At 68.4% G+C, this 23,200-nt stretch carries 26 protein-coding genes; 13 read left to right on the forward strand and 13 right to left on the reverse strand.

What is annotated here, in order from left to right:
• The first annotated feature begins 10 nt into the window (after positions 1–10).
• On the forward strand, positions 11–859 hold the full coding sequence (gene fghA / locus C693_RS0113240; protein WP_017462766.1) for an S-formylglutathione hydrolase: 849 nt from the start codon (positions 11–13) through the stop codon (positions 857–859).
• Positions 856–1,407, forward strand: a complete 552-nt coding sequence (locus tag C693_RS0113245; RefSeq protein ID WP_017462767.1) for a GNAT family N-acetyltransferase — start codon at positions 856–858, stop codon at positions 1,405–1,407. The genes fghA and C693_RS0113245 overlap by 4 nt, the downstream gene beginning before the upstream one ends.
• Positions 1,408–1,452: 45 nt before the next feature.
• Here C693_RS0113245 and C693_RS0113250 read toward each other — a convergent pair whose 3' ends face one another.
• The gene (locus C693_RS0113250) at positions 1,453–2,787 is read right to left on the reverse strand and encodes a DEAD/DEAH box helicase (RefSeq protein ID WP_017462768.1); all 1,335 of its coding nucleotides are present in this window, start codon (positions 2,785–2,787) and stop codon (positions 1,453–1,455) included.
• Positions 2,788–3,163: 376 nt separating this feature from the next.
• On the opposite strand from C693_RS0113250, the gene C693_RS0113255 reads away from it, so the two are divergent.
• The gene (locus tag C693_RS0113255; RefSeq protein ID WP_017462769.1) at positions 3,164–3,466 is read left to right on the forward strand and encodes an EF-hand domain-containing protein; all 303 of its coding nucleotides are present in this window, start codon (positions 3,164–3,166) and stop codon (positions 3,464–3,466) included.
• 85 nt (positions 3,467–3,551) lie between these two features.
• Here the strand turns inward: C693_RS0113255 and C693_RS0113260 are convergent, their stop codons facing one another.
• Positions 3,552–5,111, reverse strand: coding sequence for a M4 family metallopeptidase (locus tag C693_RS0113260; RefSeq protein ID WP_017462770.1), 1,560 nt, complete (start codon positions 5,109–5,111; stop codon positions 3,552–3,554).
• Positions 5,112–5,339: 228 nt separating this feature from the next.
• Here C693_RS0113260 and C693_RS0113265 point away from each other — a divergent pair, with 228 nt between their 5' ends.
• Entirely contained in the window at positions 5,340–6,572 is a 1,233-nt protein-coding gene (locus C693_RS0113265) for an MFS transporter (protein ID WP_017462771.1), read from the forward strand.
• 38 nt (positions 6,573–6,610) lie between these two features.
• Positions 6,611–7,096: an FKBP-type peptidyl-prolyl cis-trans isomerase gene (locus C693_RS0113270; RefSeq protein ID WP_017462772.1), complete on the forward strand. Its 486-nt coding sequence runs from the start codon at positions 6,611–6,613 to the stop codon at positions 7,094–7,096.
• A gap of 72 nt (positions 7,097–7,168) precedes the next feature.
• On the opposite strand, the gene C693_RS0113275 is transcribed toward C693_RS0113270, so the two are convergent.
• From C693_RS0113275 to C693_RS0113285, 3 genes are read right to left on the reverse strand one after another with little or no spacing between them, the layout of a single operon-like run.
• Complete coding sequence (locus C693_RS0113275) at positions 7,169–7,738, reverse strand: C40 family peptidase (protein WP_017462773.1); 570 nt, start codon at positions 7,736–7,738, stop codon at positions 7,169–7,171.
• Between the two features lie 58 nt (positions 7,739–7,796).
• Positions 7,797–9,041 carry a M56 family metallopeptidase gene (locus C693_RS0113280; protein ID WP_017462774.1) on the reverse strand — a complete coding sequence of 415 codons (1,245 nt, stop codon included), beginning with the start codon at positions 9,039–9,041 and terminating at the stop codon, positions 7,797–7,799.
• Position 9,042: 1 nt separating this feature from the next.
• Positions 9,043–9,426, reverse strand: coding sequence for a BlaI/MecI/CopY family transcriptional regulator (locus tag C693_RS0113285; RefSeq protein ID WP_017462775.1), 384 nt, complete (start codon positions 9,424–9,426; stop codon positions 9,043–9,045).
• A gap of 181 nt (positions 9,427–9,607) precedes the next feature.
• Here C693_RS0113285 and hutG point away from each other — a divergent pair, with 181 nt between their 5' ends.
• Positions 9,608–10,399, forward strand: a complete 792-nt coding sequence (gene hutG / locus C693_RS0113290; RefSeq protein WP_026107410.1) for an N-formylglutamate deformylase — start codon at positions 9,608–9,610, stop codon at positions 10,397–10,399.
• 10 nt (positions 10,400–10,409) lie between these two features.
• On the opposite strand, the gene can is transcribed toward hutG, so the two are convergent.
• The 6 genes from can to asnS all read right to left on the reverse strand — a co-directional run bounded on the left by can (position 10,410) and on the right by asnS (position 15,315).
• Positions 10,410–11,081, reverse strand: a complete 672-nt coding sequence (gene can / locus C693_RS0113295; RefSeq protein WP_017462777.1) for a carbonate dehydratase — start codon at positions 11,079–11,081, stop codon at positions 10,410–10,412.
• 78 nt (positions 11,082–11,159) lie between these two features.
• Complete coding sequence (gene nei, locus C693_RS0113300) at positions 11,160–11,951, reverse strand: endonuclease VIII (RefSeq protein WP_017462778.1); 792 nt, start codon at positions 11,949–11,951, stop codon at positions 11,160–11,162.
• Between the two features lie 4 nt (positions 11,952–11,955).
• Positions 11,956–12,744 (reverse strand): SDR family oxidoreductase, encoded by a 789-nt coding sequence (locus tag C693_RS0113305; protein WP_017462779.1) that lies wholly within the window; start codon positions 12,742–12,744, stop codon positions 11,956–11,958.
• 19 nt (positions 12,745–12,763) lie between these two features.
• Positions 12,764–13,087: a hypothetical protein gene (locus C693_RS0113310; protein WP_017462780.1), complete on the reverse strand. Its 324-nt coding sequence runs from the start codon at positions 13,085–13,087 to the stop codon at positions 12,764–12,766.
• The gene (locus tag C693_RS0113315; protein WP_017462781.1) at positions 13,087–13,881 is read right to left on the reverse strand and encodes a MalM family protein; all 795 of its coding nucleotides are present in this window, start codon (positions 13,879–13,881) and stop codon (positions 13,087–13,089) included. The genes C693_RS0113310 and C693_RS0113315 overlap by 1 nt, the downstream gene beginning before the upstream one ends.
• Positions 13,882–13,899: 18 nt before the next feature.
• A complete protein-coding gene (gene asnS, locus C693_RS0113320; RefSeq protein ID WP_017462782.1) occupies positions 13,900–15,315 on the reverse strand; it encodes an asparagine--tRNA ligase in 1,416 nt (471 codons plus the stop codon).
• Between the two features lie 164 nt (positions 15,316–15,479).
• Here asnS and C693_RS0113325 point away from each other — a divergent pair, with 164 nt between their 5' ends.
• The 7 genes from C693_RS0113325 to radA all read left to right on the forward strand — a co-directional run bounded on the left by C693_RS0113325 (position 15,480) and on the right by radA (position 21,475).
• A complete protein-coding gene (locus C693_RS0113325) occupies positions 15,480–15,806 on the forward strand; it encodes a HesB/IscA family protein (protein WP_017462783.1) in 327 nt (108 codons plus the stop codon).
• Between the two features lie 183 nt (positions 15,807–15,989).
• Positions 15,990–16,412, forward strand: a complete 423-nt coding sequence (gene rpsF, locus C693_RS0113330) for a 30S ribosomal protein S6 (RefSeq protein ID WP_017462784.1) — start codon at positions 15,990–15,992, stop codon at positions 16,410–16,412.
• A gap of 17 nt (positions 16,413–16,429) precedes the next feature.
• Positions 16,430–16,660: a 30S ribosomal protein S18 gene (gene rpsR / locus C693_RS0113335; RefSeq protein WP_017462785.1), complete on the forward strand. Its 231-nt coding sequence runs from the start codon at positions 16,430–16,432 to the stop codon at positions 16,658–16,660.
• A gap of 107 nt (positions 16,661–16,767) precedes the next feature.
• Positions 16,768–17,217: a 50S ribosomal protein L9 gene (rplI, locus tag C693_RS0113340; protein WP_017462786.1), complete on the forward strand. Its 450-nt coding sequence runs from the start codon at positions 16,768–16,770 to the stop codon at positions 17,215–17,217.
• A gap of 234 nt (positions 17,218–17,451) precedes the next feature.
• On the forward strand, positions 17,452–18,849 hold the full coding sequence (locus tag C693_RS0113345) for a replicative DNA helicase (RefSeq protein WP_017462787.1): 1,398 nt from the start codon (positions 17,452–17,454) through the stop codon (positions 18,847–18,849).
• Between the two features lie 76 nt (positions 18,850–18,925).
• Complete coding sequence (gene alr / locus C693_RS0113350) at positions 18,926–20,014, forward strand: alanine racemase (RefSeq protein ID WP_017462788.1); 1,089 nt, start codon at positions 18,926–18,928, stop codon at positions 20,012–20,014.
• An 84-nt stretch (positions 20,015–20,098) separates the two neighbouring features.
• Positions 20,099–21,475 (forward strand): DNA repair protein RadA, encoded by a 1,377-nt coding sequence (gene radA / locus C693_RS0113355; protein ID WP_017462789.1) that lies wholly within the window; start codon positions 20,099–20,101, stop codon positions 21,473–21,475.
• Positions 21,476–21,494: 19 nt separating this feature from the next.
• Here radA and purU read toward each other — a convergent pair whose 3' ends face one another.
• Positions 21,495–22,358 (reverse strand): formyltetrahydrofolate deformylase, encoded by an 864-nt coding sequence (gene purU / locus C693_RS0113360; protein ID WP_017462790.1) that lies wholly within the window; start codon positions 22,356–22,358, stop codon positions 21,495–21,497.
• 15 nt (positions 22,359–22,373) lie between these two features.
• Positions 22,374–23,174: a cytochrome C assembly family protein gene (locus C693_RS0113365; RefSeq protein ID WP_017462791.1), complete on the reverse strand. Its 801-nt coding sequence runs from the start codon at positions 23,172–23,174 to the stop codon at positions 22,374–22,376.
• Positions 23,175–23,200: the final 26 nt, after the last annotated feature.

Raw genomic sequence — 23,200 nt, forward strand, 5'->3', positions numbered from 1 at the left:
GGAGGCAAGGATGAGCGGCTTCGAGACCCTTTCCGAGCAGGCATGCTTCGGCGGCGTGCAGGGCTTCTACCGGCACGATTCGGTCGTGTGCGGAGGGCCGATGCGCTTCGCCGTGTACCAACCCCCGCAGGCGGTGCAGGGACGGCGACCGGTGCTGTACTACCTGGCCGGTCTCACCTGCACCGAGGAAACCGCCACGATCAAGGCCGGCGCGCAACGGTTGGCCGCCCAGTACGGCATGGTGCTGGTGATGCCGGACACCAGTCCGCGCGACACCGGCATCGAGGGGGCGACCGGCGACTGGGAGTTCGGCGAGGGGGCCGGTTTCTACGTTGACGCCACGCAGGCGCCGTTTGCCGCACGGTTCCGCATGCACAGCTACGTGGTCGAGGAACTGCCCGCGCTGATCGAGCGGCAATTCCGCGTCGACGCGTCGCACAGCAGCATCTTCGGCCACTCGATGGGCGGCCATGGTGCGCTCACCATCGCTCTGCGCTATCCGGAACGTTACCGCTCGGTGTCGGCGTTTGCGCCGATCGTGGCGCCCAGCCAGGTGCCGTGGGGGCAAAAAGCGCTGCCGCGTTATCTGGGCGAGGATCGTGCGGCCTGGGCCGACTACGACGCCTGCGAGCTGGTCGCGCGGCAGACCTTTCCCGGCACGATCCTCATCGACCAGGGCGAGGCGGACAAATTTCTCGAAGGCCAGCTCAGGCCGGAGCTGTTCGACCAGGCCTGCGCGGAGACGGGGCAGGCGCTGTTGCTGCGCCGGCACCCCGGCTACGACCACAGCTACTGGTTCATCAGCACCTTCATGGAAGATCACCTGCGCCACCATGCGCAGGCGCTCGGGCTGGCGTGAGCGGGGCGATCGCCTGGCGCACGGCGCGGCTGTCGTGCCGCCTCGCCAGACCGGACGACGCCGAGGCGTTGTGGCGTTATCGCACGGCCAATCGCGAACATCTGGCGCCGTGGGAGCCCCTGCGCGACGAGGCCTATTACACGTCCGCCCACAGTCGGCGAACGCTGGAGGAGTGGATGCTCGGCGTGGCGCAGGATCGTGCCTATCCGATCCTGATGTTCGATCCGGACGAGCGCGAAATGCTTGGCAGCTTCACCTTCTCGAACGTGGTGCGAGGTCCCTTCCAGGCTTGTCTGCTGGGCTACGGCCTGGCGGCAGGACTGCAGGGCAGGGGACTGATGCGCGAGGCGCTGACGCCTGCGCTGGACTGGGCGTTCGGCACGCTGGGCCTGCACCGGGTGATGGCCAACTACCTGCCACGCAACGAGCGCAGCGGCCGGTTGCTGGCCGCGCTGGGGTTCGAGCGGGAGGGGCTGGCGCGGCGCTACCTGCAGATCGCCGGCGTGTGGGAAGACCACGTGCTCACGGCGAAGTTGGCACCGGATTGAACGGCGTGGCGGCACGTTGCCGTGCCGCCACGCGATGGACCGATCTCAGGCCTTGGCCGCCGGACGCCCGCGCCGACGGCGCGAGCGGTTGCCCGCGGCATGTTCGCCGGCGGCTCCGGCCTGCACGTGGCCGTGCGGGCGGTGGCTCGGGTTGGCCTTGCCCTGGCCCGAGGGTCGGTTGCCTGGCCGGCCCTGACGCTGGCCGCCCTGCGCCGGCTTGGGCGCGCCGGCATCCAGCCGCAGCGGCGCCGACGGTTCGAAGCCGGCGACCGGATCGATCGCGATCTCCTGCTTGACCAGCCGGAGGATGTCGCGCAGCAGGCCCGATTCGTCGTGGCTCACCAGCGAGACCGCCAGGCCGGTGGAGCCGGCGCGGCCGGTGCGGCCGATGCGGTGCACGTAGTCCTCGGCGACCATCGGCAGGTCGAAGTTGATCACCATCGGCAGCTGGTCGATGTCGATCCCGCGGGCGGCGATGTCGGTCGCCACCAGCACGGTGATCCGGCCGCTCTTGAAGTCGCTCAGGGCGCGGGTGCGTGCATTCTGGCTCTTGTTGCCGTGGATCGCCGCGGCGCGCACGCCGGACACTTCCAGGAACTTCACCAGTTTGTCGGCGCCGTGCTTGGTGCGGCTGAACACGAGGGTCTGGCGACGGCTGTCGCCGGCCAGCACGTGCAGCAGCAGGTCGCGCTTGCGCGCCGCGTCCACCGGGTGCACGTGGTGGCTGACCAGCGGCGCCACGGTGTTCGGCGGGGTCACCGAGACTTCCTTCGGCTCGCGCATGAACTGCATCGCCAGCGCCTTGATCGCCGGGGCGAAGGTGGCCGAGAACAGCAGCGTCTGGCGCTGCTTCGGCAGGGCCGAGAGCACGCGCTTGAGCGCCGGAAGGAAGCCCATGTCGAGCATGCGGTCGGCCTCGTCCAGCACCAGCGTGTCGATGCCGCCGAGGTCGATCGTGCGCTGCTGCATGTGGTCGATCAGCCGGCCCGGAGTGGCGATCACCACGTCCACGCCGCGGCGCAGCGCGTTGATCTGCGGGCCCATGCCGACGCCACCGAAGATGGTGGTGGTGGACACGCGCACGTACTTGGCATAGTCGCGGAAGTTGTCGTTGACCTGGGCGGCCAGTTCGCGGGTCGGCGTCAGCACCAGCACGCGCGGGCGGCGGGTCTGGGTGGCGCCGGCGCCGATCAGCTTGTGGATCACCGGCAAGGCGAACGCGGCGGTCTTGCCGGTGCCGGTCTGGGCGGCGGCGAGCAGGTCGTGGCCGGCGATCACCAGCGGGATGGAGCCGGCCTGTACCGGTGTGGGTTCGGCGTAGCCCTGGTCGGTCAACGCACGCAACAACGCGGGCGCAAGGCCCAGCGATTCGAAGGACATGGAAACTCCTGAGATGGCCCTCCGCGCTCCCTGATACCGCGCGCCAGGCAATGAAGATCAGCGGCTGCGCACCGGGGAAGGTGGGCTGGCCGGGTGTCGCGCGCGCTACCGGGGTGGGGAAATTGGCAAGGGTTCGACCCTCGCCACGATCTCCGCTAGGGAGTCGGGGGCGTCTACGAGCCGGCGTAGTGTAGCCCATCACGGGGGCGGTTGCTCGTGCCGGGGTGCCGGCAGTCGGGGCGTTGGCCTTCCTGTCGGGGTGTGACCATGGCGGGGCGCCGGCGCGGTGGATGGGCCAGAATGGCCAGGCATCCGGATCGGGATGCGGGCAGTCCGTCTGAAGATCTTTCCACAGTGACGTGAAAAGGAGGCAACGATGAACCATGCCAAAGCAGGTCTGTTGGTGGCCCTGTGGTGCGCGATGTGCTCGGTCCCCTTGATGGCGGCGCCGACGGTGCAGCCGGGTGTGCGGAACCCCGGCGCCACGGATGCACCTTCGTTCGAGGACCTGGACAAGAATCACGACGGCAAACTGGTGCGAAGCGAGATCCCCAGGGATGAGCCTTCCCTCAAGCAGCTTCGCGCGCATTTCCACGAGGCGGACCTGGACGGCAATGGCTCGTTGTCGAAGGAGGAGTACCAGCGCTACGTGTCCAACATCATTGCCGGGGGCGTCTGATCGGCCATTCCGGATCGGCGCGATCGTGCCGGGCGCAAAAAAGCCGGCCCGTTCGGGCCGGCTTTTCCAGTTCGCCGATGTCGTGCTACTGGCAGGTGACTCCCACGGCCGTGAAGGCTGAGGCCACGTCGCTGCTGGAGTAGCCCAGATCGCCCGCTGCGCTCTCTACACCGCAGGCGCCGGAGCTGAACGTGGCGTTCGATGTCCAGTACAGCGCATTGGCCCGTTCGAATACCTCGAACGCCTTGCGCGTGTTCCAGGTCGATTTCTTCGCCAGCGTGCAGAACGCCTTGTTGTAGACGCCACTGGAGTAGTGCACGTCGAGGCCCGAGGTGTAGCTGGCGGCGTTGTCGATCGAGCGGCCGTCCAGCGTGGGCGTGCACATCCAGCGTAGTGCGGTGCCGTTCTTGATGATCTCGGCGCCCACCAGCCAGTCGTTGCTGCCGCGGTCGTAATACTCGGCGGCTTCGCCGGCCATGTCCGAGAAGGCCTCGTTCATTCCGCCGGACTGGCCGGAGTAGGCGAGGTTGGAGTGCTGCTCGGTGAAGCCGTGGCTGATCTCGTGGCTGGTCACGTCCAGCGACACGAGCGGGTAGAAATAGCTGGCGCCGTCGCCGAAGTTCATCGACGAGCCGTTCCAGAACGCGTTCTCGTAGTTGCGGCTGTAGTGCACGTTCATGCGCAGCTGGAAGGCTAGTGGCGGGGCGCCGAACCAGTTGTTGTACATGTCGTGCACGACGCCGCCGAAATGGTGCGCGTCGTTGATCGGCGAGTAGGCACCGTTGATGCTGTCGCCACTGCTGGTGGGGCAGGTGAAGGTCCACAGCGAACCGCCGGTGCGACGCTGGTTCATGTTGTAGGTGGCGACGTCGGTGTTCTGCATGGTGCAGGTGCTGCCGGACTGCAGCACGCTCAGCGCCGCATAGTCGGTGCCGTAGAAGTACTGGCCGGTCTTCTGGTTGCCGCCCGGGCCCGTCGCCGTCGTCGGCGTGGTGCCGCCACCGCCACCGCCACCGCCACCGCCAGGCTTGCCCTTGGTGGTCAGGCCCTCCCAGCTCTGGAGCACCTCGCCGGTGTTGGCGTCGATCAGCGCGGTCGGGCGGGTGGGTCTGCCCTGGGCGTCGGTGAAGAACGAGGCGAGGTAGGCGAGTCGGGCCTTGCCGCCGTCGGCATAGACGAAGAGATCGTGCTTGACGTTCTGCAGGCTGTCCGGCGACACGGCGTTTGCGCCGATGCCGAACGGCAGCAGGCCAGCATGCTGGCGCAGCATCTGAATGGCCTGGTCACCGCTGAACGACGGTGTGGTCGAGGCCAGGTCGAAACCCACGCCACGGGCCAGGTGGCCTTCGACGCTGAGCACGTTGCCGCTGCCGTCACGCTCGACGACGACCGCGCGGCCATAGACCGGCACGTTGCCGAACATCTGCTGTTCGCGGGTCTTGAGGGTTCCTCGGATGGTGCGTCCTTGCGCCTGTGCAGCGAGCGATCCGTGCGAATCCAGTCCCAGGCGGTTGGCCAGGGCGGCTGGTGCGAGCTTGCCCATGGCTCCGGCGTGGATGGTTGCGGGCGTGGCGGCCTGGGCCGCGGAGAAGGCCACCAGGCCAAGCGCGCCGAGCAGCGCGCAGACGATCGGCTTTTGCATCATGAGCAGAACTCTCCCCGTGAAATGATGTTGGTGGCCGTCCCCCCGGAAGGTGCGGGCCACGACGGGCCGGGTTCGCCGGGTGATCCCCTTCATCCGGCGGCGGCCGCATGAATCTGCGCTCGCAATTAATTGCGAGTCAACCGGAAATTCCGAGGGCGCCTAGATCGGGCCGGCCCCGGCAAGGCCGTGCTAGCCTCAGCGGCTGCATTACGCCGGAGCTGCTGCCGCATGTCCCTGATTGCCGCGTTCCGCCAGCTCGACAGCCGCCAGCGGCACACGGTGCTGGCCAGCTTCCTGGGCTGGACCCTCGACGCCTTCGACTTCTTCCTGCTGGTCTTCGTGATCGGCAACATTGCCGGGGAGTTCGGGGTCGCGACGAAAGAGGTCGCCTTCAGCATCCTGCTGACGCTTGCGGCGCGGCCCATCGGGGCACTGCTGTTTGGCCGCCTGGCCGACCGCTTCGGTCGACGGCCCGTGCTGATGGTCGACGTACTCCTGTTCTCGGTGCTGGAGCTGGCCTGTGCCTTCGCGCCTTCGCTCACCGTGTTGCTGGTGCTGCGCTTCCTGTTCGGCATCGCGATGGGTGGCGAATGGGGCATCGGCGCGTCGCTGGTGATGGAGTCGATCCCGGCGTCGTCGCGCGGTGCGGTGTCGGGCCTGCTGCAGAGCGGCTATCCCTGCGGCTATTTCCTGGGGGCGCTGGCGTACTGGCTGGTGTTCGGGGTGTTCGGGTTCGGCTGGCGGGCGATGTTCGTGGTCGGCGCGCTACCTGCGCTGCTGGTGCTCTACCTGCGCGCCAGGGTGCCCGAGTCGCCGGTGTGGGAATCGGGTCGGCAGGCCGGACCGCCGCGCCACGTGCTGCACGCGATGCGCGGGCACTGGAAGCGGCTGGTCTACATGATGCTGCTGATGGCGGCGTTCAACATGTTCAGCCACGGCTCGCAGGACATGTATCCGACCTTCCTCAAGTCGCAGCTGCACCTGGGCACCGGCGAGGTCACCCTGCTGACCATGCTGCTCAACGCCGGCGCGATCGTCGGTGGCCTGTTCTTCGGCGCGTGGTCGGAGCGGGTGGGGCGGCGCCGGGCGATGGTGGTTGCGGCCCTGCTGGCGCTGCCGTGCATCCCGTTGTGGGCCTTCGGCGGCTCGCTGGTGTTGCTCGGCCTGGGGGCGTTCCTGATCCAGGTGATGGTGCAGGGGGCCTGGGGCGTGGTGCCGTCCTACCTCAACGAGATGTCTCCGGACGAGGTGCGCGGCACGCTGCCCGGTTTCGCCTACCAGCTCGGCAACCTGCTGGCGGCCAGTACCGCCTACGCGCAGGCCTGGCTGGCCGAGGCCCATGGCGGCAACTACGCCATGGTGATGGCGCCGTGGATGGCTGCGGTGGCGGTGCTGCTGGCGCTGCTGGCCTGGCTCGGGCCGGAGGTGCGGGGCGTGCGCTTCGGTGGTGGGCAGGCCTGATACAATCGCCCGCTTTGCACGACCCGAAAGAGAACGACATGAAGGCTGGCAAGGACAAGGTGATCTCGCTGCACTACACCCTCACGGTGGACGGCGAGAAGGTGGAAAGCTCGCTGGACGGCAACGAGCCGCTGTGGGTTCTGCTCGGCCACGGGCAGCTGATTCCGGGGCTGGAGAAGGCGCTGGAAGAGCGCGAGGCGGGCGAGTCGTTCCAGGTCGAGGTGCCGCCGGCGGAAGCCTACGGCGAGCGCCAGGAGGGCCAGACCCAGCGCGTGCCGAAGAAGTACTTCCAGCAGGCGAACAAGCTCAAGCCGGGCATGGCCACGACGCTGGCGCTCAAGCAGGGCGGCCACCGCGTGGTGGTGGTGCAGAAGGTGGGCATGACCACGGTGGATGTGGATCTGAACCACCCGATGGCCGGCAAGGCGCTCACCTTCGACGTCACCGTCAACGAGGTGCGCGAGGGCACCGAGGAAGAGATCCAGCACGGTCACGCCCATCCGCCGGGCGGCGCGGCTCACTGAGCTCGTCCCATCTGCGGGATGAAAAAAACGGCGCCCACGGGCGCCGTTTTTTTTTCAGCGACACGCGTCCGGTCAGTCCAGCAGGCGTTTTCCAAACTCGAAGTGGTCGCGCCAGTACGGGCCATCGATATCGTCCAGCCGCACCGTGCCGCCACTGTTCGGGGCATGCACGAAGCGGCCCTTGCCGACGTAGACGCCGACGTGGCTCACGCCGCCACGGCTTCCGAAGAACACCAGGTCGCCGCTGGCCAGGTCGGTCATGTGCCGGATCTTGCGTCCGTCCATCGCGGCCATCTCGCGCGAACTGTGCGGCAGCAGGATGTCGGCGGCGTGCCGATAGATGTAGTCGACCAGGCCGCTGCAGTCGAAACCGGATTCCGGCGTGTTGCCGCCCCACTTGTACGGCGTGCCGACCAGTGCCATGGCCCGGAACAGCACATCGTTGGCGACCTGCGCCGTGGCCGCCGAGGGTGCGCGTGCGGGCAGGTCGGCGAGGTCGGAGTGCGATGCCTTGAAGGTCGGCTCGCGGCGGTGCGGCGCGCTGGAGCAGGCGGCCAGTGCAAGGCATGCGAGCGCGCCGAGCGCCCAGCGACCGGATGGCCGTGCGGGGTGATTTGGCGAGGCGGTGGTGAGCGGCATCATGCGGTAGGCCCTTACCTGGATGGCGTGAGCCTACCAAAGGCATCAAAACACTTTCAAATCAGTGCTTTTTTGCATATTCCGAAGCCTTTTTCTCTGCTTCGGCCTTGCTGACGGGCGTGGGTAATTCGTCCAACGAAAAGTTGACCGGAACCCGGGCGTAGCTCTCGATGGCGTGGCCGCCGCGCATGGCTGGGTTGAAGTGCCATTGCATGGCCGCCTCGCTGGCGGCGGCGATCAGGTTGCCGGACGTGGTGCTACTGCCCTTGGGGTCGTAATCCACCTGTTTCACCGAGCCATCCGGGTTGACCAGGATCTTGAGCACCACCGTGCCTTGCTCCTTGTTCGCGATGGAGGCTTTTGGATAGTGCGGCTGCACGCGGGCGTTGAAGGCCAGGTCCTGCGAGGCGCCTGCCGGTGCCTGGGCAGGGGGCATGGTGCGTGCCGCCAGGGCGAGGCCGGTGCCGGCCAATGCCAGGCCGAGCGTGCCGGCGATGCGAAGCGGGGTGCGGGTGCGGTGGCGTCGGATCATGGTCAGTCGTTCCTTCAGCTGCGGCTCGGCGAGCCAGGGGATCAGCACCGGCGCAGCGTCCATGCCGGCGCTGGAAAGCAGGGTGCGCGCATAAGCGGGGGCGTCCGCATCGTGGGTGCGCAGGGTGCGCTCGTCGCAGGCCAGTTCCTGGTCGAGGCGGAAGCGGGGCAGGGCCAGCCAGGCCAGCGGGTGGAACCACAGCAGGGCTACGGCGATCTCCGCCAGCAGCGTCCACAGCGGATCGAGCCGGCGCAGGTGGGTGCATTCGTGGGCGAGCACCATCCGCATGCGCGCCGGGTCGCTGTCGCGGGCGAACCCGGCCGGCAGCAGCACGAGGCTGCGCGGTGCCCACAGCACGGCCGGCCCCTGCGGGTGCAGGCGCAGGCGACGCGGATCCAGCCCGGGGGCCACCTCGGCCACCCGCGCCCGCAGCGACGGCGGTGCCGGCCGGGCCGCGCGACGCAGCCGGGTATAGGCAATGACCAGCCGCAGCAGCGCGAGGGCAGCCCCGGCGGACCACAGCAGCAGCCAGGCGTCGTGCGTGCGGGGCGCTGCCGCGAGTGCGGCGGCAGCGCTCGCGCGGGCATGCGCCAGCACCGGCGGAAGCGCGTACGCCGGCATCGCCCGCATCGGCAGCCACGACACGAGTGCGAGCAGCAGCGGCCACAGCCACAGCGTGAAGGCCGGGCCGGCACCCAGCAGGCGCCGTACCGGGCGGCGCAGGACGAGCGCGACGGCCAGTCCCAGGGTGACGTCGAGCAGGACTGCGGCCATCTCAGCGCTCCTTGCGGTCGATGGCGTCGATCAGCGCGCGAAGTTCGGCGATGTCTTTCTCGCTGAGCTTTTCGTGACGGCTGAAATGCGCCAGCAACGGTGCGACGCGGCCGCCGAATACGCGGTCGAGCAGGCTGCGGCTCTCCTGCGACTGCCATTGCTCGCGGCTCAACAGCGGCCGGTACAGGTAACGGCGGCCATCGCGGTCGGCGGCCACCGCCTGCTTGCCGAGCAGGCGGTTGAGCAGGGTGCGGATGGTCTTTTCGTGCCAGCCGGTGTCGGCCAGCGCGGCGACGATCTCTTCCGAGCTGCGCGGGGCCTGGTCCCACAGCACGGTCATGACCTGGCTCTCGGCGTCGGTGATGCTGGGGATCGCACTGCCCATCGCGGACTCCTTGGGATTACGTATGTAATTCTATTTGAAGATTACGCTCGTAATCCTTTGCCTGCAACCGGCGGGGCTGCTGGCGCTGGCCGATGTCTTCTCAGGGTGGCGATGTGTGTCCTGGACGGACTGCGCGGTCCGCCGGGGCATGGCTGCGCAAGCGCGCCGTTACACTGCGCCGATGGATACTCCGATCTTCACTCTCGAGCGCGGTACGGCGCCGTTGCTGATCAGCCTGCCGCACGACGGCAGCACGATTCCCGACGACATCGCCGCGCGCATGCTCCCCACGGCGCGGGGCTCGGTCGACACCGACTGGCACGTCGGCCAGCTCTACGCCCCGCTGGCCAAAGTGCTGGGCGCGAGCCTGCTGCGCCCGGCGATGTCGCGCTACGTGGTCGATCTCAACCGTCCGGCCGATGGTCATGCGCTGTACCCGGGCCGTCGCGAGACCGGGCTGCTGCCGACCATGGGTTTCGACGGCGCACCGCTGTATCCCGACGGGGCCGAGCCCGATGCGGCCGAGACCGGCCGGCGGGTCGATGCGTTCTGGCGCCCCTATCACCAGGCGCTGCAGGATGAGCTCGCGCGACTGAAGGCCGAGCATGGTCGTGTCGTGCTGTGGGAGGGTCACTCCATCCGCAGCGTGGTGCCGATGCTGTTCGACGGACGGCTGCCGGACTTCAACCTGGGCACCGCCGACGGCGCCAGCTGCGGCGCGGCCCTGCAGCAGCGGCTTGCCGCGCGCCTCGCGGGCCAGGATGGCTACACCTACGTGGTGAACGGGCGCTTCAAGGGCGGCTACATCACGCGGCAGTACGGTTGTCCCGCCGAAGGCGTGCAGGCGGTCCAGCTCGAGCTGGCGCAATGCAACTACATGGACGAGGACACGCTGGCGTACCGGCCGGAGCTGGCTGCGCCGGTGCAGGCGCTGATCGGCGAACTGTTGCGCGGCTGCCTCGACGCAGCCTGAGTGGCCCGGGTCAGGCCGGTTCGCCAACCCGGCGGGTCAGCCGCTCAAGCGCCTCGTGGTAGGTAGGCCAGATTGCCCCGTGATCGCGGATGTGCACACCGAGGTCGTTCATGTGGCCATTGGTGAGGCTGTAGCACCAGGCGTGCACGGCCAGGTTCTGGCCGCGCTCCCATGCGTCCATCACCATCGTGGTGTGGCACACGTTCAACACCTGTTCGAGCGCATTGAGCTCACACAGGCGCACATTTCGGTCGACCATGTTCGGAAGGCCAACCAGCATCTGGCTGTGTTTGTGCGCGACGTCGCCGACGTGGCGCAACCAGTTGTCGACCAGCCCCATCCGGCGCTGGTCCAGCACCGCCTGCACGCCGCCGCAGCCGTAGTGGCCCACCACGATGATGTGCTCGACCTTCAGCACGTCGACGGCGAACTGGATCGTGCTCAGGCAGTTCAGGTCGGTGTGCGAGACCACATTGGCCACGTTGCGCTGGACGAAGATCTCGCCCGGTGGCAGGTCGACGATCTGGGTGGCCGGCACGCGCGAGTCGGAGCAGCCGATCCACAGGTACTTGGGCGACTGCTGCCCGGCCAGCCGTTCGAAAAAGGCGGGATCCTCCTTGCGGACGTTGGCCGACCAGCGGCGGTTGCTGTCGATCAGGTCCTGCAGCGGATTGTGACTCATGGAAATTCCTGGGCGGGCGCGCCGGAAGGCGGAACGCCCTGCGCTTGAGGTGTCATGGTAACCCGAGCCGGCGCGTGCTCAGCGCTGACAGCGTGGGCAGGCGTAGAACGGTCGGCTGGCCACCATCGATTTCTCGATCGGGGTGAGGCAGCGCGCGCAGGCCTCGCCGGCGCGCTCGTACGCGCGGAAGCGGAACGGGGTGTCCTGCAGGTGCCCGGCGCCGCGACGGCCGCGGGTGCGGTACGAGCGGCGCGGCAGGTCGAGGATCGCCTCGGCCAGCAGGGCGCGTTCGGTGTCGTCGAGATCGCAGGGGCGGCGATCGTGGTCCAGTCCGGCCTCCCACAGGATCTCCACCCGCAGGTAGTTGCCCAGTCCGGCGACGAAGGCCTGGTCCAGCAGCAGTGCGCCGAGCCGGCGCCGGGCGAAGCGTGGGTCAAACAGCCTTGCCTCGACCGTGCCGACGTCCAGCGAGGGGTCGAGCGCATCCGGCCCCAGCCGCTGCAGGAACGGATGTTCGTGCACCTGCTCGGTCGGCCACATCTCGATGTCGGTGGCGCTGTACAGCAGGATCGCCTTGCGTGACGTCTCCAGTGCGACTTTCAGGCTGCGTCCGGTGGCCGGCCGCTCGCCGGCGCCGGCCACGCGCCAGACGCCGTAGAGCTGGTTGTGCGAATAGAGCGTGAGGCCGTTGTCGAAACGGGTGAGCAGGGCTTTGCCGTGCGGGGTGATGGCCTCGATGCGGCGCCCGACCAGTTTCTTCTCGTGGCGCTTCAGCGCCGGAGGTGCGAACCAGGCCTGCACCAGCGGTTCGCCGGCCACGGCCTTGGCCAGTGCATCGGCGGCGCGACGGATCTCGGGGCCTTCAGGCATGGCTTCAGTTCAGCGCGCGGGTGCGGCCGCCATCGACCGGAATGCTGGTGCCGTTGATGTACGCGGCGGCAGGCGTGCAAAGGAAGGCGACCATGGCGGCCACTTCCGAGGCCTCGCCGAAGCGGCGCGCCGGCACCGACGCGGCCAGTTCGTCGGCGATCTCCTCGAGCGGGCGGCCCGATGCGGCGGCTTTCGCAGCGAGCAGGCTCTCCAGACGTGCCGTGCGGGTGTAGCCGGGCAGCACGTTGTTCACGGTGATGCCTTCGGCGGCGAGCTCCCCGGCCAGCGTCTTGGCCCAGCCGGCCATGGCCGCGCGGATGGTGTTGGACACGCCCAGGCCGGGAATCGGCTCTTTCACCGAAGTGGAGATCACGTTGACCAGGCGGCCGTAGCCTTCCGCGCGCATGCCGGGCAGCACCGCCTGCAACAGCGTCTGCGCGGCCAGCACATGCTGCCGGAAAGCGGCCTCGTAGGCGGCGCGGTCGGCTTGATGCGCGCTGCCACCGGGCGGGCCGCCGGTGTTGTTGACCAAGATGTGCACCGGACCGGTTGCCACCAGTGCTGCGGCTGCTTCCGCCAGTGCCGCGGTGTCGGCCATGTCCACTGCGTGCCACGCATGCTGCTGGCCGTGCCGGCAGGGCAGTGATTGTGCCAGGGCTTCGAGCGTGTCGGCCGAGCGTGCCAGCAGGCTCACGCGGGCGCCCAGCTGGGCCAGTTCGACCGCCGTGGCACGCCCGATACCCTGCGAGGCGCCGCACACCAGTGCGTGTCGTCCTTCCAGGCTGAGATGCATCGGATGCCTCCGGGTCGGGTCAGCGAGTGATCCAGCGCAGCGCGAAAGCGGCGATCAGAAAAGCCCAGGCCAGCAGGGGAAGAATCCGCCACAGCCGCCGCCAGCGGTTGAGCACGGGATCCTCCAGTGCGGGCATCACCGGCGAGCGCAGGGCATTCTGCAGCCGCATCCAGCGCATCGGCGGACTGACCGCGAGCCCGCGCTCGTCCTGCGCGATGATTTTCCATTTGTCCGGGTGCTGCTGGCGCAGGCGGCTGGCCAGCCGGCCCAGTGCCACGTAGTGCAGCAGGAAGCTGGCCACACCGGCCAGCAGCAGACCCAGGTAGAGCAGGCCGAGCGGCATCAGGGGGCGCTCCCGGTCCAGTGGCTGGGCAGCGTGCTCAGCGTCTTGAGCAGGCCGTCGCCCTTGGGTGCCTCGCCACAGACGGCCTGGTCGACAGCGGTCTTGTAGCCATCGTTCATCAGCCCGACCCAGATCGTGCCATCCGGCCCGTGCGGGATCTTGAAGCTGCCCGTCGAGGTCATGTTGACCGGCGCCTCGGCCGAAAAGGCCGCAGGCGACTGCTCCCAGTAGGTGTTGCCGGATTGCTGGTCGGACGAGGAATAGATCACCAGGTAGCGGGCCTTCGGGTTGTCGATGGTGGTGCTGCCGAATGCGCCGGTGGTGGACTTGCTCCAGCCCATGTATTCGCACAGCGGGATGTCCTTGCCGTCGATCGGCTGGAACGCCTCGTCGAGCACGACCGTGGTCGGGGCGAACAGGTAGGCCGAGTGCAGCCAGCGGCCGTTCAATTCCGACTTGATCGCCACCCGGTAGGGCATTTTCAGGTCCGGCGGCAGCTTGAACGCGAGGAAGTGGCTGCGCACGCCGTTGAGGTTGGCCACCGGGCTGTTCGGGCCAAGCTGGAATTTCTTCGGCCGCCAGGGCAGCAGGGTGCCGTACGAGAAGTCGGCGAAGCTGGTGCAGCACGGCGTGGCGTCCTGCAGATGCTGCTGGGCCAGCTTCAGCGCATCGCCGGTGTCGGTCGGCGGGCGCAGGTTGGGCGGCACGAATACCTTGGCGCTGTGGCACGCGCCGAGGGCCAGGCACAGGCCGAGGGCGACGAGCAGGGCGGGAAGCTTGAACAGCAGGCGCATGCTTGGGACTCGTGAGGATCAGAACTCGGCCGAACCGGCCACGCGGGGGTAGGGGATGGCGTCGCGGATGTTGGACAGGCCGCAGACGTAGACCAGCAGTCGCTCGAAGCCCAGGCCGAAGCCCGCGTGCGGCACCGTGCCGTAGCGGCGCAGGTCGCGGTACCAGCTGTACGTTTCGGCATCCAGGCCGAACTTGGCCATGCGGGTGTCGAGGTAGTCCAGGCGTTCCTCGCGCTGCGCGCCGCCGATGATCTCGCCGATGCCGGGGGCCAGCACGTCCATCGCCGCCACGGTTTTCTCGTCGTCGTTCAGGCGCATGTAGAAGGCCTTGATCGCCTCGGGGTAGTTCATCACGACCACGGGGCGGCCGATATGTTTCTCGGCGAGGTAGCGCTCGTGTTCGGTCTGCAGGTCCACGCCCCAGGCGACCGGGAATTCGAACTTCTGGTCGGCGTTCTTCAGGATCTCGATGGCGTCGGTGTAGTCGATGCGCTCGAACGGCTGGGCGATGAAGTTCTCCAGGCGGGTCACTGCTTCCGGCAGCACGCGTTCGGCGAAGAACGCCATGTCGTCGGCACGCTCTTCCAGCACCGCCTTGAAGATCGCCTTGAGGAAGCCCTCGGCGCAGTCGGCATTGTCATTGAGGTCGGCGAAGGCGATCTCCGGCTCCACCATCCAGAACTCGGCCAGGTGGCGCGGGGTGTTGGAGTTCTCGGCGCGGAAGGTCGGGCCGAAGGTGTAGACCTTGCTCATCGCCAGGCAGTACGCCTCGACGTTGAGCTGGCCGGAGACGGTGAGGAAAGCCTCGCGACCGAAGAAGTCCTTGCGGAAGTCGATCTTGCCGTCCGGCAGGCGCGGCAGGTTGGCCAGGTCCAGCGTGGACAGCCGGAACATGTCGCCGGCGCCCTCGGCGTCGGAGGTGGTGATGATCGGGGTGTTGATCCAGAAGAAGCCCTGTTCGGTGAGCCAGCGGTGGATCGCCGTCATCATCGTGTGGCGCACGCGGGTCACCGCGCCGAACAGGTTGGTACGCGGCCGCAGGTGGGCGACCTCGCGCAGGAATTCCATGGTGTGCGGCTTGGGCTGGATCGGGTAGGTCAGCGGGTCGTCGACGAAGCCGGTGACCTCCACCGTCTCGGCCTGGATCTCGAAGCGCTGGCCCTTGCCCTGCGACGGCACCAGGGTGCCGGTGACGATCAGGCCGGCGCCGGTGGTCAGGCGCTTCACCTCGGTCTCGTAGTTGGCCACCTGGTCGGTGACCACGGCCTGGATCGGGTCGAAGCAGGAGCCGTCGGTGACGTTGACGAAGGACAGCCCGCCCTTGGACTCGCGGATGGTCCGCACCCAGCCGCGCACGGTCACCTTCTGACCGGCCTCGACCTGGCCGGAAAGGGCCTGCTTCACGCTGCACACCGTCGTGCTGACCAACGCCATGGATTGAAACTCCTGCTGCCGCGCCGCATCTGGACGCATGAACTGTGGGAAGAGATGGCCGGGCGGGATGCCGAAAGGATCGGAACCGGCCAAACCCGCATGATAATGTAGGTTCCGACGGACCCGCGAGCCTTTGCCGGTCGCCACGTAAACGGTTGCACGCCATGACGATTTCCATCACCCCCGCCGCCAGCCAGCGGATGCGCCACTTCCTCGACCAGACGCCCACGGCGCCTGGCGTGCGCTTCGGTGTGAAGCGCACCGGCTGTTCCGGCTTTGCCTACGTGGTGGATCTGGCCAACGAGGTCGCCGCCGACGACCAGGTGATCGAGATCGACGGCCTGCCGGTGGTGGTCGACGCCAGGAGTCTGCCGCTGGTCGACGGCACCGTGATCGACTTCCAGCGCCAGGGGCTCAACGCCAGCTTCGTGTTCCACAACCCCAACGCCACCGGCGAGTGCGGTTGCGGCGAGAGCTTCACGGTCGGCTGAACGGTCCCTCGGCGTCTCTGCGCCGATTTCCTGCAAATCAATTGCTTGCGGCCGCCGCCCGGTGCGCCGTACAATTCCGCTTCTGTCCACGGCGAACAGGCCGCGGGCGGAACCTTGCCTCACCGCACCGACGGGAGGCTGCCAGGCCTGAAAAAGGCCGCATCCACAAGGAGTTACCGAACAATGACCCTGCGTCATTACGAAGTTGTGTTCCTGGTCCACCCTGACCAGAGCGAGCAGGTGCCGGCGATGATCGAGCGCTACAAGGCGCTGATCGAGGCCGACGGCGGCAAGATCCACCGCCTCGAGGACTGGGGCCGCCGCCAGCTGGCGTACCCGATCGTCGACCTGGCCAAGGCGCACTACGTGCTGCTGAACATCGAGGTCACCCAGAACGCGCTGAACGAGCTCGAGTCGGGCTTCCGCTTCAACGACGCCGTGCTGCGCCACCTGTGCATCCGCCGCGACGAGGCCGATACCGAGCCGTCCTTCATCCTGAAGTCGAAGGAAAAGGACGACGCCAAGGGTTCGCGTCGCCGTGACGACGACAACGAAGGCGACGACCGCCGCGGCAGCCGCGACAACGATCGCGACAGCGACGACTGATCAGGAGCACACAAGCCATGTCCAAGTTCTTCCGCCGCCGCAAGTTCTGCCGCTTCACCGCCGAAAAGGTGAAGGAGATCGACTACAAGGATCTCAACACGCTGCGCCAGTACGTGACCGAGAACGGCAAGATCGTGCCGAGCCGCATCACCGGCACCAAGGCCCGATACCAGCGCCAGCTGGCGACCGCGATCAAGCGCGCCCGCTTCCTGGCCCTGCTGCCGTACACCGACAACCACGACGTCTAAGTCGTATCCCGCGTGCCGGGCTCCGGTCCGGCGCGCGGGCGCTCACTCTTCGGACAACCGTCCACGGCTGCGCCGGGCCACACCGGTGCTAACGAAAGGAAAAAACCATGGAACTGATTCTTCTCGAGAAAGTCCGCAACCTCGGCAACCTGGGCGACAAGGTCAGCGTGAAGCCGGGTTACGGCCGCAACTACCTGCTGCCGCAGGGCAAGGCCGTGCCGGTCACCGCCGCCAACCTCGAAGCCTTCGAGAAGCGCCGTGCCGAGTACGAAGCCAAGGCTGCCGCGCAGCTGTCGGGCGCCGAGGGCCGCAAGGCCAAGCTGGAAGGCGCCGAGGTGACCATCGAAGCCAATGCCAGCCCCGAGGGCAAGCTGTACGGCTCGGTCGGTCCGCGCGAGATCGCCGACGCCCTGCAGGCGGCCGGCCATGACGTGCACAAGAACGAAGTGATCCAGGGCGAAGGCCCGATCCGCAACACCGGCGAGTACGAGGTCGTGGTGTCGCTCCACGCCGACATCCAGACCACCGTCAAGGTGATCGTGGTCGGCGAGAAGTAAGTCCACCCTTCCCGGGTTTGGAAACGGGCGCCGCGAGGCGCCCGTTTTCGTTGGCGACCATTGGATGGCGGGCGTTGCCGGACCGGGTTATCCACGGCTGGCCACAGCTTATCCACAGGCTGGCCACAGACTTGTTGTCTCGTTCCGCGCGACGCGCCCGCGTATGCTGGCCCGTCAGTACCCTTCGCCTGCGTGCGTCACCCGCGCGGCTGTTTCCCTGTGAGGTATCGCTCCATGTCCTTCGTTTCCGAGCGCAAAGGCGAGCGCGCGCCCAGCATCGAGTCGCTGCGCGTGCCGCCGCACTCCATCGACGCCGAACAGGCGGTGCTGGGCGGCCTGATGCTGGCACCCGACGCGCTGGACAAGGTTGCCGACCGGCTCTCCGAGGGCGATTTCTACCGCAAGGACCATCGCCTGATCTGGCGCGCGATCACCGAGCTGGCGAACAAGGGCATGCCCTGCGACGCGGTGACCCTGGGCGACTGGTTCGAGGCCAACGGCCTGGCCGAGATGGTCGGCGGCGCCAGCTACCTGGCCGAGCTGGCCAATACCACGCCGAGTGCGGCGAACATCGGCGCCTATGCGGACATCGTGCGCGAGAAGTCGATCCTGCGGCAGCTGATCGACGCGGGCGTGGCGATCAGCGAGGACGGCTACCTGCCGGACGGCAAGAGCGTGCAGGAGGTGCTGGAAAGCGCCGAGCAGCGCGTGTTCAAGATCGCCGAGTCCGGCTCGCGCGGCAAGAAGGACTCGGTGTCCATGCGCGAGGCGGTGAAGGACGCGTTCCGCCTGCTGCACGAGCGCTACCAGAACCGCGGTCAGCTCACCGGCATCTCCACCGGCTTCAACGACCTGGACGAGCTGACCTCGGGTCTTCAGCCATCGGACCTGATCATCGTCGCGGCGCGTCCCTCGATGGGCAAGACCGCGTTCTCGGTGAACATCGCCGAGGCCGCCGCGTTGCGCGGCAAGAAGGCGGTGGTGATCTTCTCGATGGAAATGTCTTCCTCGCAGCTGGCGCTGCGCCTGATCTCCTCGATCGGCCGCATCCATGCGCAGCACCTGCGCAACGGCGACCTGGAGGAGGAGGACTGGCCGCGCGTCACCAATGCCATCGCGATTCTCTCCGAGGCGAAGATCTTCATCGACGACACGCCGGGCCTGTCGCCGGTGGAGCTGCGCTCGCGCGCGCGCCGCCTGCACCGCGAGCACGGCGGGCTGGGCCTGATCGTGATCGACTACCTGCAGCTGATGCAGGTGCCCGGGAACAAGGAGAACCGCGCCACCGAGATTTCAGAAATCTCGCGTTCACTCAAGGGCCTCGCCAAGGAGCTGAACGTGCCGGTGATCGCCCTTTCCCAGTTGAACCGCTCGCTGGAGCAGCGCGCGGACAAGCGTCCGATGATGTCCGACCTGCGCGAGTCGGGCGCCATCGAGCAGGACGCCGACGTGATCATGTTCATCTACCGCGACGAGTACTACAACAAGGAGTCGCCGGACAAAGGCCTGGCCGAGATCATCATCGGCAAGCAGCGTAATGGCCCTACCGACACGGTGAAGCTGACCTTCCTCGGCCACTACACCAAGTTCGAGAACTACGCGCCGGATTCGTTCGTCGGCGCGTTCGAGTGATTTCCCTCTTTCCGGCGCGGCCGGTCGGGGCCTCCGTCCCCGGCAGGCAGGCGTCGCTGCCCGTCGATCCACGACCATGAGCCGTACCACTGTCGCCACCATCCACCTGGGCGCGTTGCGCCACAACCTGGCGCTGATCCAGCGCACCGCCGCGCCGGCGGGCGTGATGGCGGTGGTCAAGGCCGACGCCTACGGCCACGGGCTGGAACGGGTGGCGCGGGCGCTGGACGGACAGGCCGAGGCGTTCGCGGTGGCCGCGCTGGGGGACGGCCTGCGCCTGCGCGCGGCCGGGCATCGGCAGCGCATCGCCGTGTTGTCCGGGCCGGACCAGCCGGGCGATATCGCCGAAATGCAGCGGCTGGGTCTGGATGCGGCGATCCATCACGAGGCCCAACTGGCCTGGCTGGCCGAGGCCTCGCCGCGGCGCGGGCGGCTCAGGGTGTGGATCAAGGTCGACAGCGGCATGCACCGGCTGGGCTTCGCGCCGGAAAAGGTCGTCGCCGTGCACGCGCAGCTGGCGGCCATGCCCGGCATCGATCCGCAGATCGGCCTGCTCACCCATTTCGCCGAGTCCGAGGTGTTCGGCGGCGAGGTGACCCGCGCCCAGATCGACCGCTTCAACGCCGCCACGGCCGGTCTCGACGGCCCGCGCTCGCTGGCCAACTCCGCCGGCCTGCTCGGCTGGCCCGAGGCGCGTGCCGACTGGGTCCGCACCGGCGGCCTGCTTTACGGGTTGTCGGTGGTCGACGGCCGGAGCGGCAGCGATTTCGGCTATCGCCCGGCGATGACACTGTCCACCCGGCTGATCGCGATCAACCGCGTCCGCGCCGGGGAACGCATCGGCTACAACGGTACCTGGACCTGCCCCGAGGACATGCCGGTCGGCGTGGCGGCGATCGGCTACGGCGACGGCTATCCGCGCAGTGCCGCGGCGGGCACGTCGGTGCTGGTCGGTGACCGCTGCGTGCCGTTGGTCGGCCGCGTCTCGATGGACCTGATCACCCTGGACCTGCGCGAGGCCCCGGATGCCCGCGTCGGCGACCGCGTCACCCTGTGGGGGCCGGAGCTGCCGGTGGAGACTGTCGCCGCCCAGGCCGGAACGATCAGCTACGACCTCACCTGCGGCATGACCCGTCGCGTGCTGTTCGTCGAGGACGAGGGCTGACACGAACCGGGGGTGGGCTCGTCTCGTCGGCTGCGATGCGTGCCGGCTAAGCTTGCCGCTTCGTCGATCCGGCAGGAACCACCGATGGCCAAGGCCAAGACCGCCTATGTCTGCACCGAATGCGGTGCCGAGCACTCCAAGTGGCAGGGGCAGTGCGTCGAGTGCGGGGTGTGGAACACGCTGAGCGAGATCGTGCTGCAGCCGGCGGTGAAGTCGGCCGGCGCGGCGCGTGGCGGCTACGCGGGCAAGGCGGCCGGCGCGACGAAGGTGACGCCGCTGACCGAGGTGGCGGTGACCGCCGAGTCGCGCACGCTCACCGGCATCGGCGAGCTGGACCGGGTGCTCGGCGGCGGCCTGGTCGACGGCTCGGTGGTGCTGATCGGCGGCGATCCGGGCATCGGCAAGTCCACGCTGCTGCTGCAGATGCTCGGCACGCTGGGCGGGCAACTGCCCAGCGTCTACGTGTCCGGCGAGGAATCGCTGGCCCAGGTGGCGGCCCGCGCGCAGCGGCTGGACCTGCCCCTGGCGCCGCTGCACGGCCTGGCCGAAACCTGCATCGAGCGCATCCTCGAGCAGGCCGTCGCCAGCCGGCCGCGCGTGCTGGTGGTCGACTCGATCCAGACCATCTGGACCGAGCTGCTTACGGCGGCGCCGGGATCGGTCAGCCAGGTGCGCGAGTCGGCGGCCAAGCTCACCCGCTTCGCCAAGGAGACCGGCACGTCGGTGTTCCTGGTCGGCCACGTGACCAAGGAGGGCGGCATCGCCGGCCCGCGCGTGCTCGAGCACATGGTCGATGCGGTGCTGTACTTCGAGGGCGAGTCCGGTTCGCGCTTCCGGGTGCTGCGGGCGTTCAAGAACCGCTTCGGCGCGGTCAACGAGCTGGGCGTGTTCGCGATGAGCGAGAAGGGCCTGCGCGAAGTGCCGAACCCGTCGGCGATCTTCCTCTCCGCACACAGCGGTCCGACACCGGGCAGCGCGGTGATGGTCACCCGCGAGGGCACCCGGCCGCTGCTGGTGGAGGTGCAGGCGCTGGTCGACCAGAGCTCGCTCGGCAACCCGCGTCGCGTGGCGCTGGGCCTGGAGCAGAACCGGCTGGCGATGCTGCTGGCCGTACTGCATCGGCACGGCGGCGTGGCGGCCTACGACCAGGACGTGTTCGTCAACGTGGTCGGCGGCATCCGCGTGCAGGAGACCGCCGCCGACCTGCCGGTGCTGCTGGCAGTGCTGTCTTCGCTGCGCGACCGGCCGCTGCCGGACAAGACCATCGCCTTCGGCGAGGTTGGCTTGTCCGGTGAGATCCGTCCCGTGCCCAACGGCGAGGAGCGCCTGAAAGAGGCGGCCACGCACGGCTTCCGCCGCGCCATCGTGCCGAAGGCGAACGCGCCCAAGCGAGGGCGGGTGGGCGAGATGGAGGTGGTCGGCGTGGAGCGCCTGTCCGAGGCAATCGACGCCTGCCGCTGAGGCCCGTCGGGCCGCTTCGTCAGGAGGCGAATACCACCGTCTTGTGGCCGTCGACCAGCACGCGGTCGTCCAGCACCAGCCGCAGGGTACGCGCCAGCACGCGGCGCTCGATGTCGCGGCCGATGCGGATCAGGTCCTCGGGGGTGTCGCTGTGGCTGACCCGTTCGATGTCCTGTTCGATGATCGGGCCTTCGTCGAGGTCGGCGGTGACGAAGTGCGCGGTGGCGCCGATCAGCTTGACCCCGCGGCGGTGCGCCTGATGGTAGGGCCTGGCGCCCTTGAAGCCGGGCAGGAACGAGTGATGGATGTTGATGCAGCGTCCGGCGAGCTTGCCGGCCAGCTCGTCGGAGAGCACCTGCATGTAGCGGGCGAGCACCACCAGCTCCGCCCCGGACTGCTCGATCACTGCCCACACCTGCGCTTCCTGTTCCGCCTTGTTGGCCCGGCCGACCGGCAGGTAGTGGAAGGGGATCCCGTCGAAGTCCAGGTGGCGATAGGTCTCGCGCGGATGGTTGGCCACGATGCCGACGATGTCCATCGGCAGTTCGCCGATGCGCCAGCGGTAGAGCAGGTCGGCCAGGCAGTGGTCAAACTTCGACACCATCAGCAGGACGCGGCGACGCCGGTCGCGCGGGCGCAGCGTCCACTGCATGCCGAATCGCTGGGCGACCACCTTGAAGCCGGCGCGCAGGTCGTCCGCTTCCACGTCCGGCGTGCACGGGCGGAACACCAGCCGCATGAAGAACTGCCCGGTCTGGGCATCGCCGAACTGCTGCGCCTCGAGGATGTTGCTGCCCTGGGCGGCAAGGTGACTGGAGACGGCGCCCACGATGCCGGGGCGGTCGGCGCAGGAGAGGGTCAGGACGAACTGCGCGGCTTCCATCTCCCCTCCACTCCGCTACATGCTGCGATGAAGAACCAGTTCGAGCACGGCCTTGGTGCCGAAGAACGCCAGCACCAGCAGTGCCGTGCCGGACAGCGTGAGGTTCACCGCGCGACGGCCGCGCCAGCCGTAGCGCCAGCGGCCGAACAGCAGCGCGCCGAACACCAGCCAGGCGAGGATCGACAGCACCGTCTTGTGCACCAGGTGCTGGCCGAACAGGTTGTCGACGAACAGCGCGCCGGTAACCAGGGTCAGGGTCAGCAGGGCGAAGCCGGCGCCGATCAGCTGGAACAGCAGCGACTCGGTCAGGGTCAGCGGCGGCAGGGCGCGCAGCCAGGGACCGAACTGGCGATGGCGCAGGCCGCGTTCCTGCACTGCCAGGCCGATCGCCAGCACCGCGGCGATCGACAGCACGCTGAAGGCGAGCAGGGCGATCGTCACGTGCAGCTTGATCTGCCAGTCCATCGGTGTAGGCACGGTGGGCGGTGCGATGAAACCGTCGATGGCCACCAGCAGGGCAGACAGGGGAAACACCGCCACGCCGAGTATCGCGACCGGCCGGGTCAGGTTCACCAGCAGGGTCAGCGCCGACACCACGCAGGCGACCAGCGAAAGCGCGGCGAAGAAGTGCAGGTCCAGCGCGCCGCGGTGCATGCTGAGCAGCGCCGTGGCGTGCAGCAGGACGGCGGCAGCGGCCACCACCAGCGGCATGCGCCCCCCGGGAGGCCGGCCCTCGCCGAGCAGCGGCCAGGCGAGCGCGGCCGTGGCGATCAGGTAGAGGGCGACGGCCAGCAGGTTGAGCGCGGAAAGGATCATGGCCGGGCAGTGTCGCACAGCCATCC

The organism is Dyella ginsengisoli LA-4 (assembly GCF_000334915.1).
Classification (GTDB): Bacteria; Pseudomonadota; Gammaproteobacteria; order Xanthomonadales; family Rhodanobacteraceae; genus Dyella_A; species Dyella_A ginsengisoli_A.

Excerpts from the sequence above, each read along its gene's own strand:
- C693_RS0113315 (WP_017462781.1), bottom strand. The coding sequence starts at position 13,881 with ATGCGCCTGCTGTTCAAGCTTCCCGCCCTGCTCGTCGCCCTCGGCCTG.
- rplI (WP_017462786.1), top strand. The coding sequence starts at position 16,768 with ATGGAACTGATTCTTCTCGAGAAAGTCCGCAACCTCGGCAACCTGGGC.
- C693_RS0113260 (WP_017462770.1), bottom strand. The coding sequence starts at position 5,111 with ATGATGCAAAAGCCGATCGTCTGCGCGCTGCTCGGCGCGCTTGGCCTG.
- C693_RS0113250 (WP_017462768.1), bottom strand. The coding sequence starts at position 2,787 with ATGTCCTTCGAATCGCTGGGCCTTGCGCCCGCGTTGTTGCGTGCGTTG.
- C693_RS0113365 (WP_017462791.1), bottom strand. The coding sequence starts at position 23,174 with ATGATCCTTTCCGCGCTCAACCTGCTGGCCGTCGCCCTCTACCTGATC.
- C693_RS0113325 (WP_017462783.1), top strand. The coding sequence starts at position 15,480 with ATGACGATTTCCATCACCCCCGCCGCCAGCCAGCGGATGCGCCACTTC.
- rpsR (WP_017462785.1), top strand. The coding sequence starts at position 16,430 with ATGTCCAAGTTCTTCCGCCGCCGCAAGTTCTGCCGCTTCACCGCCGAA.
- C693_RS0113310 (WP_017462780.1), bottom strand. The coding sequence starts at position 13,087 with ATGCCGCTCGGCCTGCTCTACCTGGGTCTGCTGCTGGCCGGTGTGGCC.
- C693_RS0113305 (WP_017462779.1), bottom strand. The coding sequence starts at position 12,744 with ATGCATCTCAGCCTGGAAGGACGACACGCACTGGTGTGCGGCGCCTCG.
- hutG (WP_026107410.1), top strand. The coding sequence starts at position 9,608 with ATGGATACTCCGATCTTCACTCTCGAGCGCGGTACGGCGCCGTTGCTG.
- C693_RS0113285 (WP_017462775.1), bottom strand. The coding sequence starts at position 9,426 with ATGGGCAGTGCGATCCCCAGCATCACCGACGCCGAGAGCCAGGTCATG.
- fghA (WP_017462766.1), top strand. The coding sequence starts at position 11 with ATGAGCGGCTTCGAGACCCTTTCCGAGCAGGCATGCTTCGGCGGCGTG.
- radA (WP_017462789.1), top strand. The coding sequence starts at position 20,099 with ATGGCCAAGGCCAAGACCGCCTATGTCTGCACCGAATGCGGTGCCGAG.
- C693_RS0113345 (WP_017462787.1), top strand. The coding sequence starts at position 17,452 with ATGTCCTTCGTTTCCGAGCGCAAAGGCGAGCGCGCGCCCAGCATCGAG.
- nei (WP_017462778.1), bottom strand. The coding sequence starts at position 11,951 with ATGCCTGAAGGCCCCGAGATCCGTCGCGCCGCCGATGCACTGGCCAAG.
- C693_RS0113275 (WP_017462773.1), bottom strand. The coding sequence starts at position 7,738 with ATGATGCCGCTCACCACCGCCTCGCCAAATCACCCCGCACGGCCATCC.
- alr (WP_017462788.1), top strand. The coding sequence starts at position 18,926 with ATGAGCCGTACCACTGTCGCCACCATCCACCTGGGCGCGTTGCGCCAC.
- C693_RS0113265 (WP_017462771.1), top strand. The coding sequence starts at position 5,340 with ATGTCCCTGATTGCCGCGTTCCGCCAGCTCGACAGCCGCCAGCGGCAC.
- C693_RS0113255 (WP_017462769.1), top strand. The coding sequence starts at position 3,164 with ATGAACCATGCCAAAGCAGGTCTGTTGGTGGCCCTGTGGTGCGCGATG.
- C693_RS0113270 (WP_017462772.1), top strand. The coding sequence starts at position 6,611 with ATGAAGGCTGGCAAGGACAAGGTGATCTCGCTGCACTACACCCTCACG.
- C693_RS0113280 (WP_017462774.1), bottom strand. The coding sequence starts at position 9,041 with ATGGCCGCAGTCCTGCTCGACGTCACCCTGGGACTGGCCGTCGCGCTC.
- rpsF (WP_017462784.1), top strand. The coding sequence starts at position 15,990 with ATGACCCTGCGTCATTACGAAGTTGTGTTCCTGGTCCACCCTGACCAG.
- can (WP_017462777.1), bottom strand. The coding sequence starts at position 11,081 with ATGAGTCACAATCCGCTGCAGGACCTGATCGACAGCAACCGCCGCTGG.
- purU (WP_017462790.1), bottom strand. The coding sequence starts at position 22,358 with ATGGAAGCCGCGCAGTTCGTCCTGACCCTCTCCTGCGCCGACCGCCCC.
- asnS (WP_017462782.1), bottom strand. The coding sequence starts at position 15,315 with ATGGCGTTGGTCAGCACGACGGTGTGCAGCGTGAAGCAGGCCCTTTCC.